Genomic DNA, 17,003 nt, shown 5'->3' with positions numbered 1-17,003 from the left:
ACGCCCCGGCGGGCAAGGAGGCTCTTTATGAAGATCGTGGTGATCGGTGGTACCGGACTGATCGGTTCCAAGGTCGTGAGCAAGCTCGGTGAGCACGGCCACGAGGCGGTGGCGGCCGCACCGAACACCGGCGTCGACACGCTCACCGGTGAGGGGCTCGACGAGGCGCTGAAGGGCGCGTCCGTGGTCGTGGACGTGTCGAACTCCCCGTCCTTCGAGGACGCCGCGGTGCTGGAGTTCTTCGAGACGTCCACCGGCAACCTGCTCGCCGCGGAGCGGAAGGCCGGGGTCGGCCATCACGTCGCGCTGTCGGTGGTGGGCGCCGAACGGCGGCCCGACGTGGGCTACTTCCGGGCGAAGCTCGCCCAGGAGAAGCTGATCAAGGAGTCGGGGATCCCCTACTCGATCGTGCACGCCACGCAGTTCTTCGAGTTCGTCCGCCGGATCGCCGACGAGTCCGCGGACGGCGACAACGTCCGGATCGCCCCGGTCGGGTTCCAGCCCATCGCGGGCGAGGAGGTCGCCCGGACCGTCGGCAGGACGGCGGCGGGGTCGCCGCTGAACCGGACGGTCGAGATCGCCGGGCCGACGCAGTACCGGATGGACGAGTTCTTCCGGAAGGCGCTCGCGGCCCTGGAGGACCCGCGCGAGGTCGTCACCGACCCCGAGGCGCGCTACTTCGGCGCCGTCATGGGGGAGCGGGACCTCGTACCGGGCGACGGCGCCGCCCTCGGCGAGATCACCTACGCCGAATGGCTGAAGACCAACGCGGCGTAGTGCCGCAGCACGCCTCGCACCCACGAGTCAGGGAGGTACGTCCCATGTCCGGTAGTGACCCGAGCGGCGGACCGGAGAGCAGGTCGTCCGCATGGCAGACGGCGCTCACCGTGCTGCAGGAGGCCGAGCCGCCGTTCATCCCGGCGGGAGCGCACGCGATGACCGTGGTCATCGAGTACCCGCCCGGCGACCCCGGCACGCCCCCGCACCGGCACTCCGGCCCGGCCTTCGGGTACGTGCTGGAGGGCGAGATGCTGCTGGAGGTCGAGGGGGAGCCGGAACGCGTCGTCGGCGCGGGCGAGGTGTTCTGGGAGCCCGGCGGCGACGTCGTCCACTACCAGGACGGCAACAACCGCGACGACGCCCCGCTGCGCTTCACCGTCACGATGCTCTGCGAGCCCGGGAAGCCCATGCTCACCCTGGTGGACGAGGCCGAACTGGCGGAACGCGAGCATCTGCGGGCGCCTCGCGTCTTCTGACCCGCCACGACACCGCGACTGCGGGCGGCCCGCCGGGAGACCGGCGGGCCGCCCTGACGGAGGAACCGTTGTGACCCCATCGGCGATGATCGCCGAGTTCGACGACGGCGCCGGGTGGACCGCGGACGCCGTCGAGCAACTGGGTGAGCGGCACGCGATCCCGGCCGCCTGCCGCGGCAGCGCCGACCCGGCCGCCCTGGCCTGGCTGGCGGAGGCGTGCGAACTGTCGCCCGGGAGCAGGCTGCTGGACGTCGGCGCCGGTGTCGGCGGCCCGGCGGCCTGGGCCGCCAAGCGGTTCGGCGTCCGGCCCGTCCTGGTGGAGCCGATGCCCGTCGCATGCCGGGCCGCGGCGCGGCTGTTCGGGTTGCCGGTCGTCCGGGCGTCCGGCGAACGGCTGCCGATCCGCGCCGAGTCCGTCGACGCCGCCTGGTGCCTGGGCGTCCTGTGCACCGTCGTGGACAAGGCCGCCCTGCTCCGGGAGATCCACCGGGTGCTCGGCCCGAATGCGCCGCTCGGGCTGCTGGTGGTCGTCGCCCGGAGCCCACGGTCGTTCCCGGCTCCGGACGGCAACCTCTTCCCGACCCAGCGAGAGCTGGAGGAGCTTCTCGCCACCACGGGATTCGACCTGATCGAACAGATCGATCGGCCCGGCGGCGCGCCGCTGTCGTGGTCGCGGCGCGCCGAGCAGGTCGCCGCGGTCGTCGCGCGGCGGCACCGCGACGACCGCGCCTTCGCGCTGGCGGCCCGCCAGAGCGAGAGTTTCGCCCGCCTGTTCGCGTCCGGGCAGGTGTCGATGCGGCTGATTCATGCAGTGAAACGTCCGTAGCGCCGGGCATCCGGCAAGCCATGCGTAGAGGAGAGATGAGCATGTCGACCCGTGACGACGGCTTCGAGATCGAACTCGAGATCGTAGTCGAGGCCGAGCTGAACCTGGCCGAGTCGAGCCGTCCGGAGGAGGTCGCCGGTTTGCCCGCCTCGGAGTGGCCGTTCGACCCCACTGACGTCCAGCGCGAGGAGATCGGATTCCGCAACCTCCTCGGTGCGATCCAGGAACTCGGACGCGGCACCCGCCCCGGCCGGGACGGCACCGGCGGGGGCGCCTGACCCCGGGCACCGCCGGACGGGGCGCCGTCGCGAACCCACTTTCCGACACCGAAGCGAGACACCTGTGAATCCAGTACAGAACCAGCAAGCCGCGCCCGTCACGACGGCCGGGATCGCGACGCTCGACGAGCTTCGCGAGCACCTGCAGTGGGCGATCGAGCTGGAGCACGCGACCCTGCCGCCGTACCTGTGCGCGCTCTACTCCCTCGACCCGGAGCGCAACCCGGAAGCCGTCGAGGTGGTGGCCGGCGTCTTCATCGAGGAGATGCTCCACCTGGCACTGGCGGCGAACCTGCTCAACGCCGTCGGCGGGCGCCCTCGGCTGGACACGCCGCGGATGCTGCCGCCGCATCCCCGGCGACTCCCGCACGGTGACCGCGGCCTGCGGCTGTCGCTGCTCCCGTTCGGTCCGGAAGCGCTCGACGTGTTCCTCCGGCTCGAACGGCCGGCGCCGCCCGGCGCCCCGCCGGAAGCCGACGGCTACGAGACGATCGGGCAGTTCTACGCCGCGATCGAGGAGGCGCTGCGCCGTCTCTGCGACGAGCTCGGCGAGGGGGCCGTCTTCTCCGGCGACCCGGCCCGGCAGGTGCACGTCGGCCACTTCCGGAATACCACCGGTCGGCTGACCTCGGTCACCGACTTGGCGTCGGCGCTCACCGCGCTGCGGGAGATCGTCGAGCAGGGCGAAGGCATGGGCCGCGGCGAGGTCTGGGACGGTGACCGCGACGTCCACCACCCCGAACGTGACGAGGTCGCGCACTACTACCGCTTCCAGGAACTGCGGGTCGGCCGGCGCTTCAAACGCGGCGATACCCCGGGCTCCGGCCCCACCGGTGAGGCGATCGCCGTCGACCTCGACGGCGTCCGCCCGATGAGGGCCGACCCGCGCGTCGCCGACCACGCCCCGGGCAGCGCGATCCGCGTTGCCCAGGAGGAGTTCAACCACACCTACTGCGCCGTCTTGCACCTGCTGGAGCAGGCATTCAACGGCAGCCCGAAACTGCTCGCGGTCGCCACCGGCACCATGTACGGGCTCGGGGCACAGGCCCGGGCACTCATGCGGATGCCCGACGGGGACGGCATGACCGCCGGGCCCACGTTCGAGTACGTGGCGCCCGAGTCGCGCCGCTGGAGCGGTGGTGACCAGCGGCGGATCGTCGTGCTTCCCGACGGCCCCTACCTCGTATACGGCCAGGTGCCGCTCAGACGCAAGGTCAAGGTCGTCTCCGCCGGAAACGACGCGCTGACCTGGAAGACCGGCGAGGACCTGCCGACCGAGGAGACCTACGCGCTGTGCCGATGCGGCCGCTCGTCCGCCAAACCGTTCTGCGACGGGACGCACGCCGTGGTCGGCTTCGACGGCACCGAGAACGCCGATGTCCGGACGTACCGGGAACTGCAGCACGTCCACGACGGCGTCGGCATATCCGCGCAGCGGGTCGGTGAGCTGTGCATCCACGCGGCGTTCTGCATCGGACGCACCCGGCCGATCGCGAAGATGCTCGACGACACCGAGGACGGCGACGTCCGGTCCAACATCATGGGCCGCATCGACCACTGCCCGTCGGGTTCCTACAGCTACGCGCTGGAACGCGGCGGCGAGACCATCGAGGTCGACCTGCCGCAGGCCATCTCCGTCCTCGAGGAGGAGGACGGCCTGGCCAGCGCCCTGTGGGTCACCGGCGGAGTGCCGGTACTGCGCGCGGACGGACGCCCCCTGGAGACCCGCAACCGGATGACGCTGTGCCGCTGCGGGCACTCCGCGGGCAAGCCGTTGTGCGACGGCACCCACCGGGAGATCGGCTTCCGCGAGGAAGACCCGTTGACCGGCCGTCCCGGTGAGCCTGCCGTCCCGACAGAGCGCAGCACCGGGCAGGAAGAGGCGGCGTAGGAAGAGGCCGCGTAGGAAGAGGCGACAGGACCGGAACGATCATCAGCGAACGCGTCATGGGCCGGTAGGTGGCCGGCGCGTCGGTACCCGGTCGATCGCGATGTCGCTGCACGGGTGGGCTCCGCACGAGTCCGAGCACCCACCGAAGTGCAGCCGCGTGCGATCGACCGGGTTCGCTGCGTTCTGCCCTGCCCGCGAGCCGGCCGCCGGTATCCCCAGGGGACGGGTGTCCTCCCAGGGCACCGGCCAGTGGACGACCCTGGTCCCTCCCGCCGTCGCGCCGGCGACAGTGATCGATGTCGGCGGGTACGCGTCCTCGCCCAGCGGGGGGCGAGGGCGCGTACCCGCCGCCCGCGACGCGAACACGGGAACCAGCATCGGCGATCACGGGCTCGTCGACCACGGCCTCGGCTGTTTCGGCGAACCTCCGGTCGACGCGGCCGGCCTCGCCGTCGTCCCGGGCGTGCTGTGCGACCTCGTGGTGGTGCGGCGGTCGTCCTCGCCGGGCGGGTCGCGGATCGGGTGCGCGCCGCCCCGATCCCGCGTGCCGTCGGGCCGGCCGCGCGAGATCGTCCGGATGTCCTCCGCCCAATGGCTTTTCGATCCGCCCCCGCCCCTCGGCTGAGCCGACGAACGACAAGGAGAAGTGATCATGGACGGTTCCGAGCGACGGCTGTCGACACCGGTACTGGTGATCGGCACCGGTGGATCGGGGTTGCGCACCGCCATCGAGCTCGCCGAGCGGGGCGTCGGCGTGCTGGCGGTCGGCAAACGCCCCAAGGCCGATGCCCACACCACGCTCGCCGCCGGGAGCATCAACTCTGTTCTGGCGACGATGGACCCGCAGGACAGCTGGCAGCAGCACGCCGCCGACACCCTGCTGGAGAGCTACCTCCTGGCCGACCCGCGGACGGTGCGGATCGTGACGGAGGGCGCCGCGCGCGGCATCGACGACCTCGTCCGCTACGGAATGCCGTTCGCCCGGGACGCCGACGGACGGATCTCCCTGCGGTTCTTCGGCGCCCACACCTACCGGCGCACCGCCTTCAGCGGCGACTACACGGGGCTGGAGATCCAACGCGCCCTGGTACGGCGGGCCGCCGAACTGGACGTCCCGATCCTGGACACCGCGTACATCACCCGTCTGCTCGTACGCGACAACGTGAGCGTGCCGTACGGCGCCGGCGAACGGCTGCGCGACGGCACCCGATCGGGTCCCCACCGGATCCAGCGACTTTCACGGGAGAGCGCATGACCGAGCAGGCCATTGACAACGGCTCCGCCGCGGCGGGCTCCGGAGGCGACCGGGCACAGACCCGCGACGGCTCGGGCCTCCTCCTCGAAGGTGTGCGGGTGCGCAGCGCGCTGCTCCGTCTGGACGGCGTCTTCGAGCCCCCGTACCTGGTCGTCGACGGGGAGATCGACCTCACCACCCTCGCCTCCTTCACCACCGCGCTGTCGAGCGTTCTCGAGCACGGTTCGGGCGACGTGTGGGTCGACGTGGAGAGGCTGAGCTTCATCGACGTCGGCGGGCTACGCGCCCTGGCCGCGGCCGCGCGCCGGCTTGGGCTCCAGGACCGGCGGCTGGTGCTGCGCTCGGTCGCGCCCCATCTGGCCAAGCTGATGGACATCGTGGGATGGAGCCGGGTCCCCGGCCTGCTCATGCTCGTTCGCGACGCCACCCCCGGGGCTCGGCCCGCCCTCACCCCAGGGACTCGGGCCAGGGGCTCCCGGATACGACCGCGGGGCCCGGGCGGCCACAGTGTGTCCTGACGGCAACCGCCGTCAGCCCGGGGGCGAACGGAGGAGTCATGGCGGTCGAACAGATGACGCGGACGGCGTGCGTACGCGCGGGCTCCGGCCCGGCGCGTCCCCGTGAGGGCGCCGATCTCCCGCTGCGGGGTCGCGAGCCCGAACTGGAACCGCTCCAGGGGCGCCTCGCCGCACTGGCCCGTGAAGAAGGCGGTGTGGTGGTGATCGAGGGCCCGCCGGGTTCGGGACGGACGCGGCTGCTCGCGGAGGTCCGTACCCGTGCTCTCGCCGCGGGCCTGTCCTGCCGGCTGGAGACCGGCGCGACCGGCGGGTTCCCGGGTCCCCCCGGCCCCATGCTGGAAGCACCGCGCACCGACTCGGCACCGCTGGTGGTCTGCCTCGACGACGTTCAGTGGTTCGATCCGCTGACGTCGGCGGCACTGGCGACGCTGCTGGACGACTCGGCGGACACCGCGCTCCTGTGGGTGCTCGCAGGGGAGCGCGTCCCGAGTGTCCCGTCCGGCCTCCCGCTGCTGGAGCGGACGCGGAAGGGCCGCGGGCATCGGATCGTCCTCGGTCCGATGCCCGACCGCGCCGCGATCGCGTTGGCCGCCGACCTGCTCGGAGCCGAACCCGGCGAGAACATCCGGCACCTCGTGCGGCATGCGGGAGGCATGCCGGGACCGGTCGTCGAACTGCTTCAGGGCATGCGGGAGGACGGGCTCGTGGCGATCCGGGACGGTGTCGCCTCGGCGACCGCCGAAACGATCCCGCGCCGGTTCCACGCGATGGTCCGGCGGCGGCTCGACCGGCTGCCGCCGCCCGCCCGAGTGGGCGTGCAGAGCGCCGCCGTCCTCGATCGGGCGTTCACGGTCGAAGAACTGGGCCTGCTCACCGGCTTCCCGGTCGGTGAGGTGGCAGCGGGGGCGAGTGCTGCGGTCGACGCCGGCATTCTGCTCAGTAAGGACGCCCACCTGGAGTTTCAGCACGATCTGATGCGGCAGGCGATCGCCGAGACGCTCCCCGTGGCGTTGCGCCGCAGCCTGCGGCGCCGATCGGTGGACGTCCGCGTGGCGGGAGGCGCGAGGGCGGTGGACATCGCCGCCGCCCTCGCCGCGAGCGCGGTGCCCGGCGACCACCGAGCCGTTGCGCTGCTCCGCGAGGCCGCGGCGGACCTGGCCCCCGCCGCGCCGTCGGAGGCGGTGGTGCTGAGCCGCCGGGCGCTGGAACTCTCGGGTACGACCGGGCCGTGCACGGCCGAAATCGTCGGTGAGACGGTGGACCTCCTAGGACGGATCGGGCGGTATACCGAGGCCGAGGCCCTGGCGGACACCGCGTTCAAGGGCTTCCTCACCCCGCAGAACGAGGCCGGACTGCGGTTGAGGGTGGCGCGCGTCGTGGGCCACTACTCCGCCGCTGAGGCTCTCCGCCAGTGCCGGACCGCCCTGACGCTGCCGGGCCTGCCGGTCGGGTTGCGCGCCGGTCTGTCCGCCGTCCAGGCGTTGCATCTCGCCCAGACGGGACGCGCGGCGCAGGCCGTCGCCGCCGGTGATCGCGTCCCCGCCGGGACCGGCCCCGCGGCCGAGGCCACGGTGCTCGCCGCGAGGGCCAGGATCGAGCTGTCCCGGTTGAACCTCATTCTCGCCTTCGAGCTCCAGGACAGGGCCGACGCCCTTCTCCAGGACAAGGCCAACGCCGATACCGCCCGCTCACGGACACCGGAACCGCCGTGGGCTCCCGCGGCCTGCGGGCGGGCGTACCTCCTCGCCGCGTCCGGGCGGATCCGGGCCGCGCTGCGGGAGACCGACGACGGCGTCCGCACCGCCCGGCGGACCGGGCACACGACCGCCGCGCACCTGTGGTCGATGGCCCGCGTGGGGATCCTGCTAGCCGCCGGCCGGCTCGACGCCGTCCGCACCGCGGCCGACACCGCCCTGGCCTCGTCCGGCTCCCCGCCTTCGGGGGACGGCGCCGACACCGCGGTCCGGTACGCGCTCGGCAGGGCTGCGGTTCATCTGGGCGACCGGGAGGGCATCCGCCGCTGCGCCGCCGACGGTGCGCGGATGATGGACGACGAAGCGCCGGCGGTCCGGCGCGCCGGTGCGTGGCTGGCCGCGCTGGCCGCGGACGCCCTGGGCGACACCGCTCGCGTCGCCACGCTCATCGACCGCGCCTGGGAGGCCCCGGAAGCCGCGGGCTCGCCGCCCGGGACACCGCCCGATCCCGCCGACCACGTCGTCCTCGTCCGCCTCGCACTGCGTGCCGGGCTCCCCGGGCTCGCGAGCGCCGCCGCTGCCCGCGCCGAGAGCCTCGATCACGGATTCACCCTGTTCAGGGGCGTCGCCGCCCAGGCTCGCGGAATCGTCAACGGCGACGCCGACCTCCTGCTGCACGCCGTCAAGCTGTTCGAGGAGACCGAACGGCCGCTGGTCCACGCGTCGGCGGCCGAGGACGCGGGACGGGTTCTCGGCGAGCGCGGCGACCCCGCCGCGCGGCATCTCCTGGACACCGCGCTGGACCTGTACGGCGCGGCGGGCGCCGCACGCGACGCGGCCCGTGTACGGAGGCGCCTGCGCCTGCTCGGTGTGCGCCGGGCGCATCGGCCCCGCGACGGCTCGGAGGAGGGCCGCTGGGGGCTGACGGCGGCGGAGGTCGAGGTGGTCCGGCTGGTGGCGCGGGGAGCCACCAACCGGCAGGTCGCCGAGCAACTGTTCCTGTCGCGCCACACGGTCAACACCCATCTGCGGCACGTCTTCGCCAAATGGGACATCAACTCCCGGGTGGACCTCGCCCGCCTCGTGCTGGCGTACGAGGCCGAATGACCTTGTTCCCGAAGACCGGAACCGACGACCGACGTCGGCCCGGGGAATCAGCCGGGCGGCCATGAGGGTCATCGCCGCCCCGAGAAGAGGAAGAGAAGGGAAGCCGCGTGAACGTCGAAGTCGATGTGGTCGTCGTGGGACTGGGGCCCGGCGGTGAGTTCGCCGCGGGCGCGCTCGCCGAAGCGGGACTGGAGGTGGTCGGCGTCGAGGCGGAACTCGTCGGGGGCGAGTGCCCGTACTGGGGCTGCGTCCCCAGCAAGATGATGATCCGCGCCGGTGACGTCCTGGCCGAGGCCGGCCGCGTCCCCGTCCTGGCCGGGGAAGGGAAGGCGGTCCCGGACTGGAAGCGGGTCGCCGACCGCGTCCGGAACGAGGCCACTGACGCCTGGAACGACCGGGCGGCCGCCGACCGCCTGGTGGCCAAGGGCGTGCGGCTGGTCCGCGGGACGGGGCGGCTCGCGGGGCCCCGTCGGGTGACCGTGGGCGACAGCACCTATCAGGCCCGGCGGGGCGTCGTGCTGGCCACGGGCACCCGTCCCGTCATTCCCCCCGTCCCGGGTCTGCCGGCGACGCCGTACTGGACCAACCGGGACGCCATCGCCACCGAGGAGCTCCCCACGTCGATGATCGTGCTCGGCGGCGGCGCCATCGGGGTGGAGATCGCCCAGGTGTTCGCCCGTTTCGGGTGCGCCGTCACCGTCGTGGAGGGTCATGAACGGCTGCTCGCCCGGGAGGAACCGGAAGCCGGGGAGCTGGCCGAGAGGGTACTGCGGAGTGACGGCGTCACCGTCCGGCACAGGGCTCGGGCCGCACGCGTCGACCACGTCGGCACGGCGTTCGAGGTCCGGCTCGAAGGCGAGCCGGACCCGCTCCGGGCCGAGCGTCTCCTCGTCGCGACGGGCCGCCGCACGGATCTTGCCGCTCTGGCGGTCGACACCGCGGGAGTCGATCCCGCGGCACGCGCCGTGCCCACCGACGGGCAGATGCGGGCCGGTGACGGGCTGTGGGCGGTCGGCGATGTCACCGGCCGCGGCGCCTTCACACACGTCTCCATGTACCAGGCGCGGATCGCCGTCCGCGACATCTTGGGCGAGCCCGGTCCCGACGCCGACTACCGGGCACTGCCCCGCGTCACCTTCACCGATCCCGAGATCGGGGCCGTGGGGTTGACGGAGCGGCAGGCTCGCGAACAGGAGATGCGAGTGCGCACCGCGCTGGTGCCGATCGCCTCGTCCACGCGCGGCTGGATCCACGGTCCGGGCACCGAGGGGTTCATCAAGCTCGTCGAGGACGCCGACCGCGGAGTCCTGGTCGGCGCGACCTCGGCCGGTCCCGCAGGCGGTGAGGTGCTGTACGGGCTGAACGTCGCCGTCCACGCGGAGGTGCCCACCGCCCGCATCGCACACATGATCTACACCTACCCGACCTTCCACCGGGCCGTGGAAGCCGCTCTGAACGCGCTCCGCTGAATCCGGCCGTACACGATCGAGATATCGAGGAGCCGTCCATGTCAGACGTGACAGTCACCGACAACCCGCGGAAGAACCGGTACGAGGCATGGGTGGACGGTGACCTGGCCGGGTTCGCCCAGTACACCCGCGGCCAGGCGCGGATCACCTTCACGCACACCGAGGTGCGTCCGGCGTACGGGGGGCGCGGCGTCGGCGCGGCGCTCGCCCGGGCCTCGCTGGACGAGGTCCGCTCGCAGGGGCTCAAGGTGCGCGCGGTGTGCCCGTTCTACTCCGGCTGGATCGCCCGGCACCCCGAGTACCGGGACCTGACGCACGAACTGGCTTCCGAACGCCTCGTCCTGCGGCCGTGGAAGGTGGATGACGCCGCCGCCGCGCTCGGTATCTACGGAACCGCCGAGGTCGCACGCTGGTTGAGTCCCGCCATGGGCCGGGTTCCGGATCTGGCGGCCATGCGGGCGATCCTGGAGAGGTGGCATGCCGAGGACGGGCGCCTGCTCGTCCCCGGCGGCCGCTGGGCCATCGAAAGCCTGGAGACGGGAGAGCTGGTCGGCGGCGCGACGCTGTTGCCGCTGTCACCCGACGAGGCGTACGAGATGGGATGGCAACTCCATCCTCGGGAGTGGGGCCACGGCTACGCCACCGAGGCGGGACTGGCCCTGGCCCGGTGGTCGTTCGAGCAGGGGCTCGAGGAGGTGATCTCGCTCGTCCGTCCGGCGAACAGGCGCGCCGCCGCGACGGTCGAGCGGATCGGCATGGAATGGGTCGGCGAGACGGACAAGTACCACCGGCTCCTGCTCCAGCAGTACCGCCTGCGTCCGGGCGACCTCCAGCAGTCCCGGTGACGTAGCCCGCCAGGCCGGCCCAGGTCACCGCTCGTGCACCGGCAATGTCCCGGCTAGGGTGATCTGAAAAGAATCCACCTGCTTCGGCAAGGCCAGCGAAGGTGACGCCGTGGGAGACAGCATGCGTCGGCGAGTCACCGTGCGGGTGACGGCGTGACCGGGACCATACCGTTGCGGGGACGGCGTCGCGAGCTCGCCGAGCTGGACGCGCTGGTGGAGCGGGCTCGTGCGGGCCGGAGCGATGCGCTGGTGGTCTGCGGTGAGGCCGGTGTCGGCAAGACCGCGATCCTGGAGCACGCCGCGGCGCGGATGGCGGCGGACGTCCGGGTCGAACGGATCGTGGCGTCCGAGTCGGAGATGGAGCTGGCCTACGCGGGCCTGCATCAGCTGTGCGGGCACATGATGGGGGCGGCCGAGCGCCTTCCGGCACCGCAGCGCGAGGCGCTCGAGGCGGCGTTCGGGCTGCGGCGGGCGTCCGCGCCCAGTCCCTTCCTGGTCGGGCTGGCGGTGCTCGGCCTGCTCACCGAGGCGGCGGGCGACCGGGCGATGTTCTGTGTCGTCGACGACGCGCAGTGGCTGGACGATGCGTCGGCGCGGGCGGTGGCGTTCGCCGCCCGGCGCCTGGACGTCGAGGGAATCGTCCTCGTGCTGGTCATGCGCACGGTCGGCGAGGTGTTCGGCGGGCTCCGGCAGTTGCCGGTCGAGGGCCTCGGAGACGACGACGCGCGCGAGCTGCTGCGCCTGGCGGCCCCCGGCGGCCTCGACGAACGCGTCCGCGACCAGCTGATCGTGGAGGCACGCGGCAACCCGCTCGCGTTGCGGGAACTGCCCCGGGCGCTGAGCCCGGCGGGGCTCGCCGACGGGTCCGCGCCGAGCGGCTCGATGCCACTGGAAAGCCGCATCGAGCAGAGCCTGGTCGCGCAACTCGAGCCGTTGCCGGAGTCGGCACGTCTGCTGCTGCTGCTGGCGGCGGCGGACCCGACGGGCGATCCCGAACTGCTGTGGCGCGCCAGCGCGGTACTGGGCGTCGGCCCGGACGACTTCGACGCCACCCAGGACGCCGACGCGCTGACGGTGCACACGCGCGTCGAGTTCCGGCATCCGCTCGTGCGATCGGCCGTCTACCGTGCGGCGTCGCCCGAGGACCGGCGCCGGGTCCACGCCGCGCTGGCCGACGCCACCGGCGCCGATCGCGACCCCGACCGCCGGGCGTGGCATCGGGCTCGCGCGACGCTGCGTCCGGACGAGCAGGTGGCCGCCGACCTCGAGCGGTCGGCGGTGCGCGCCCGGCGGAGCGGCGGGGCCGCGGCCGCGGGCGCGTTCTTGGAACGTGCGGCGGAGTTGACGCCCGAACCGGACCGTCGCGGGGAGCGGCTGATCGCGGCCGCGGAGGCCAAGCACGACGCGGGCGCGCCCGCGGCGGCCCTCCGCCTGCTCGACATCGCCGCCGAGCTGCCGCTTTCCGCGTTGCAGGAGGCATTGATCGCGCGGTTGCGCGCTCGTGCCGGGTACGCGCTCCGGCGCGACGGCAGCGGGGCACGGCTGCTGCTCGCCGCGGCACAGGGCCTGGAAGGGCTCGATCCGGTGCTGGCCCGCGACACCTACATCGAGGCGCTGGCGGCGGCCGTGTACGGCGGCCGTCTCGGTGACGCCGAGCAGGTGGCCGAGGTCGCGAACGCGATCCTGGAGGCGACCGACGGCGAGGAATCCGAGCGTGCGCGGGATCTGATCCTGCGCGGGCAGGCCCTCCTCGCCGCGAAGGGCCAGGAGGCCGCGATCGAGACGCTGCGGCGGGCGCAGCGCGCGTTCCTCGACGAGGCTCCGGACGCGCTGGAGCTGCACTGGATGTGGTTCGCCTCGCGCGCCGCGCAGGACCTGTGGGACGCCCGCGGGCTGCGCACGCTCGCGGATCGGCAGGTGGTGCTGGCCCGCGCCGACGGCGTGCTGACGGTGCTGCCGATCGCACTGAGCCTGCTGATGGTGGCGCAGACCGTCGACGGCGAGCTGGACGCGGCCGAAGCATCGTGCGACGAGATCGACGCCATCAAGGAGGTCACCGGCAGCCCTCTGCCGCAGTACGGGCGGATGTTCCTCGCGGCGTACCGGGGGCAGGCCGAGGAGACCGAGCGCCTGGCTGCGCAGATCCGTCTCGACGCGCAGGCCCGTGGCGAGGGCTACGGGTTGAGCGCGGTCAACTTCGCGGAGACCCTCCTCTACAACGGCCTGGGCCGCTTCGCCGAGGTGGTGGTCTCCGGTCGCCGGGAGTTGCCGTACACCCACGAGCTGAGCCACGCGATGCGGGTGCTGGGCGAGCTGGTGGAGGCGGCGGCGCACACCGGCGACACCGCGCTCGCCGAGCAGGCGTTCGAGCAGCTGGCCGGGGTCACACGGCCGGTCGGGACCAACTGGGCGCTGGCCGTGCTCGCGATGGCGAAGGCACAGGTGCGCGACGGCGACGAGGCCGAGGCGCTGTACCTGGAGGCGATCGAGCGCTTCGAGCGCGAGGGCATCCCGATCATGATCGGGCGGTGCCGTCTGCTGTACGGCGAGGAGCTGCGCCGCCGCCGTCGGCACGCCGAGGCGCGGGAGCACCTGCGGACGGCGCACGAGGTGCTGCTGCGCGTCGGCCTGAACGGCTTCGCCGACCGCGCCGCACGCGAGCTGAACGCCATCGGCGAGAACACCCGCGTACCCGCGCAGGGGGTGGTCGCATGGCTCACCGACCAGGAGCTCAACGTGGCCCGGCTCGCCCGCGAGGGACTCACGAACCGGGACATCGGCGCCCGGCTCTTCATCAGCGCGCGCACCGCCGAGTACCACCTGAGCAAGGTCTTCGGCAAGCTCGGCATCAAAGGCCGCGCCGAGTTGAAGACCGCGCTCGCCGACCTCGACCAGGCGGCGCCGGGCGCTTAGCGGACCATGCCGGCACGTGAAGCGGAGGAGTCCGTGCCCTTGGTCGTCACCGGTCTGGACCGCACATCCTGACGCGCTTTCCGGACATAATCAGCCTTGCCGGCAGCATTGACTGCGATGAGGGCGGGGAGCGGTGGACCAACGTGCACGCGGGGCCGGGCATACGGACCAGGTCGGACTGCTCGGGCGGGGAGCGGAGTGCGCTGCTCTCGACCGGATCATCGCGGCACTCCGTACCGGGGAGAGCCGTGTGCTGGTCGTGCACGGCGTCCCGGGCGTCGGCAAGTCGGCGCTGCTCGAGTATGCGGAGCGCGCGGCGACCGACATGCGGGTACTGCGGGCGGTCGGTGTCGAATCGGAGATGGAGCTGGCCTTCGCCACCTTGCATCAGCTGTGCGCTCCGCTCCAGGGACGGCTGAACGATCTTCCCGAGCCCCAGCGCGACGCGCTCGAGACGGCCTTCGGAATGCGGGCGGGCCCTTCGCCCGAACGCTTCCTGGTCGGGCTGGCGGTACTGAGCCTCCTGTCGGAGGCATCCGAGGAGGGCCCTCTGCTGTGCATGGTCGACGACGCGCACTGGATGGACCGGGCCTCGGCGCAGGTCCTCGGATTCGTCGCCCGCCGGATGCTGGCCGAGTCGGTCGCCCTCGTCTTCGGCTCCCGGGAACAGCGCCAGGAACTGCTCGGACTGCCGGAGATGGAGGTCACCGGGCTGCGCTACGCGGACGCCCACGCCCTCCTGGACTCGGCGACGCAAGCCCGGCTCGACCCGCACGTCCGAGAGCGGTTCGTGGCGGAGACCCAGGGCAACCCGCTCGCCCTGCTGGAACTGCCGCGCGAGCTGACCGTGACACAGATGGCGGGCGGTTTCGGCCTGCTGCACGCCGACTCGCTGCCCAGGCGGATCGAGCAGAGCTTCCAGACCCGAATCGAAGATCTGCCCGAGCGGACCCGCATGCTCCTGTTGGTCGCCGCAGCGGAACCCACCGGTGATCCGGCGCTGGTCCGGCGTGCCGCCGAACGGCTCGGGGTCACCCGGGCCGCAGCACTGGCGACCGGGACGGACGGGCTTCTCACGTTCGGGATGCGAGTGATGTTCCGCCACCCGCTCGTGCGATCCGCCGTTTACCGGTCGGCGAGGAAGAAGGACCGCCGGGCCGTGCATCTGGCACTGGCGGAGGAGACCGACGCGCAGGCCGATCCGGACCGCCGCGCCTGGCATCTCGCGTCCGCGACGACCGGCCCCGACGAGACCGTCGCCGCCGAACTGGAACGGTCCGCGGACCGGGCCCAGGCGCGCGGCGGACTGGCCGCCGCGGCGGCCTTCCTGCAGCGGGCCGTGGCCCTGACCGTCGACACCTCGCAGCGGGCCGAACGCGCCCTGGCGGCCGCCGACGCAGGCCTCCAGGCGGGCGACCTCGACGCCGCCCGCGAACTCCTCGACGTCGCCGCCCGGAACGCCCGGAGCGAGCTCCAGCACGCGCGCGCCCACCTCATCCGAAGCCACATCGCGTTCGCGACCGGCTTCAACGACAAGGGGCCGCCAATGCTCCTGGCGGCCGCGCAACGGCTGGAGCCCTTCGACATGGATCTGGCGCGCGAGACCTACCTCGTCGCCTGGGCCAGCGCGTCGTTCGGGGCGGGGAACCGGGACAGCCTCGTGGCGATCTCGCGGGCGATGCGGCAACTGCCGCGCCTCGCAGGGGAGCCGGGCGCGCTCGACCTCGTCCTCGAGGGCTACGCGCTGCTCATCACCGACGGGCGCAGAGCCGCGCTTCCCACGTTGCGCAGGGCGTTGGCCGCGATCGAGCACCACCCCATGAAGGACATCCTGAAGTGGGGCTGGGCGGCCTGCGGTCTGACCGCGCTCCTCTGGGAGGACCGCGTCATGCCCGAGATTCCCGCGAGGGCGGTCGAGGAGGTCCGGGCGGCCGGTGCCCTGACCGAGCTCCCCGTCTATCTCCACGCACTGGGCATACCGATCCTGTTGAGCGGCGATCTCGACGCGGCTGCCGTGATCGACGCCCAGTCCGAAGCGGCCGCCGCCGCGGCGGGCGTGCCCATGACGCGCCACACCCGGCTCCTGCTCGCGGCGATGCGGGGCCGGGAGGCCGAGGCCACGGCACTGATCGCCGCGACGATCGAGGAGGCGGGCGCCTCCGGTCAGCTGAACGGCGTCGCGTCCGCGCAGTGGGCGTCCGCAGTACTCCACAACGGCCTCGCCGACCATGAGCGAGCCTTGTCGGCCGCCCAGGCCACCATCCAGAGCGCCAATGTGATCGTCTCCCAATGGGCGCTGCCCGAACTCGTCGAGGCGGCGGTGCGCGTCGGGGACGAGAACGCCGCGCACGGTGCACTCGACGATCTGGCGGACGTGACGGAACCGTGCGACACGGACTGGGCTCAGGGGATCCTGACTCGCTGCCGAGCGCTGCTGAGCGACGACACCGCCGCGGCGGACCTCTACCTCCAGGCGATCGAGCGGTTGGACCGGACGCTGTTGCGCCCCGAACTCGCGCGCGCTCACCTGCTCTACGGGGAGTGGCTGCGCCGGAACCGGCGGCCGGCCGAGGCGCGGACCCAGCTGCGCACCGCCTACGAGATGTTCCAGTCGATCGGGATGGCGGCGTTCGCCGAACGGGCCCGCCGGGAGCTGCTCGCCACCGGTGAGACCGTCCGAAAGCGCAAGGACGAGACTTCGCCGAGTCACGCGCTGACGCCTCAGGAGGAGCAGATCGCGATGCTCGTGCGGGAAGGCTTCTCCAACCCGGAGGTCGGGGCCCGGCTTTTTCTGAGCCCCCGCACGATCGAATGGCACCTTCGCAAGATCTTCATCAAGCTCGGCATCAGCTCCCGCAGGGAGCTCTCCGATGCTCTGTCCCTGGGTGACTCCGCTCCGCACTGACGTGCGGAAAAGCCTCCGGCGAACCCCGGTGGGCCCCGTCCCCCCG

Annotated in this window: 13 protein-coding genes; all 13 read left to right on the top strand. The window is 72.8% G+C overall.

The features are described 5' to 3' along the window. Positions 1–27: 27 nt before the first annotated feature. The 13 genes from E1266_RS07770 to E1266_RS07710 all read left to right on the top strand — a co-directional run bounded on the left by E1266_RS07770 (position 28) and on the right by E1266_RS07710 (position 16,957). Positions 28–777, top strand: coding sequence for an SDR family oxidoreductase (locus E1266_RS07770; protein WP_132045261.1), 750 nt, complete (start codon positions 28–30; stop codon positions 775–777). A gap of 44 nt (positions 778–821) precedes the next feature. Beyond that, positions 822–1,256 (top strand): cupin domain-containing protein, encoded by a 435-nt coding sequence (locus E1266_RS07765; protein ID WP_132045259.1) that lies wholly within the window; start codon positions 822–824, stop codon positions 1,254–1,256. A gap of 70 nt (positions 1,257–1,326) precedes the next feature. After that, positions 1,327–2,082 carry a class I SAM-dependent methyltransferase gene (locus E1266_RS07760; protein ID WP_207945486.1) on the top strand — a complete coding sequence of 252 codons (756 nt, stop codon included), beginning with the start codon at positions 1,327–1,329 and terminating at the stop codon, positions 2,080–2,082. A 41-nt stretch (positions 2,083–2,123) separates the two neighbouring features. Then, entirely contained in the window at positions 2,124–2,360 is a 237-nt protein-coding gene (locus E1266_RS07755) for a hypothetical protein (protein ID WP_132045257.1), read from the top strand. Positions 2,361–2,424: 64 nt separating this feature from the next. Beyond that, a complete protein-coding gene (locus E1266_RS07750) occupies positions 2,425–4,251 on the top strand; it encodes a ferritin-like domain-containing protein (RefSeq protein WP_132045255.1) in 1,827 nt (608 codons plus the stop codon). 226 nt (positions 4,252–4,477) lie between these two features. Continuing rightward, positions 4,478–4,876, top strand: a complete 399-nt coding sequence (locus E1266_RS07745; RefSeq protein WP_132045253.1) for a hypothetical protein — start codon at positions 4,478–4,480, stop codon at positions 4,874–4,876. A 27-nt stretch (positions 4,877–4,903) separates the two neighbouring features. Further along, positions 4,904–5,506 carry an FAD-binding protein gene (locus E1266_RS07740; RefSeq protein WP_207945485.1) on the top strand — a complete coding sequence of 201 codons (603 nt, stop codon included), beginning with the start codon at positions 4,904–4,906 and terminating at the stop codon, positions 5,504–5,506. Further along, on the top strand, positions 5,503–6,024 hold the full coding sequence (locus E1266_RS07735) for an STAS domain-containing protein (protein ID WP_132045251.1): 522 nt from the start codon (positions 5,503–5,505) through the stop codon (positions 6,022–6,024). The genes E1266_RS07740 and E1266_RS07735 overlap by 4 nt, the downstream gene beginning before the upstream one ends. Positions 6,025–6,062: 38 nt before the next feature. Further along, positions 6,063–8,825, top strand: a complete 2,763-nt coding sequence (locus tag E1266_RS07730) for a LuxR family transcriptional regulator (protein WP_132045249.1) — start codon at positions 6,063–6,065, stop codon at positions 8,823–8,825. A gap of 107 nt (positions 8,826–8,932) precedes the next feature. Next, the gene (locus E1266_RS07725; RefSeq protein WP_132045247.1) at positions 8,933–10,294 is read left to right on the top strand and encodes an NAD(P)/FAD-dependent oxidoreductase; all 1,362 of its coding nucleotides are present in this window, start codon (positions 8,933–8,935) and stop codon (positions 10,292–10,294) included. 38 nt (positions 10,295–10,332) lie between these two features. Next, entirely contained in the window at positions 10,333–11,139 is an 807-nt protein-coding gene (locus tag E1266_RS07720; protein WP_132045245.1) for a GNAT family N-acetyltransferase, read from the top strand. Between the two features lie 153 nt (positions 11,140–11,292). Further along, positions 11,293–14,052, top strand: coding sequence for a LuxR family transcriptional regulator (locus E1266_RS07715; protein WP_132045243.1), 2,760 nt, complete (start codon positions 11,293–11,295; stop codon positions 14,050–14,052). 133 nt (positions 14,053–14,185) lie between these two features. After that, on the top strand, positions 14,186–16,957 hold the full coding sequence (locus E1266_RS07710) for an AAA family ATPase (protein ID WP_132045241.1): 2,772 nt from the start codon (positions 14,186–14,188) through the stop codon (positions 16,955–16,957). Positions 16,958–17,003: the final 46 nt, after the last annotated feature.

Source organism: Actinomadura sp. 7K534, from assembly GCF_004348575.1.
In the GTDB taxonomy this organism is placed as follows: domain Bacteria; phylum Actinomycetota; class Actinomycetes; order Streptosporangiales; family Streptosporangiaceae; genus Spirillospora; species Spirillospora livida.
The sequence above is the reverse complement of the archived record's forward strand: the minus strand, read 5'-3'. Positions and strand labels throughout refer to the sequence as shown.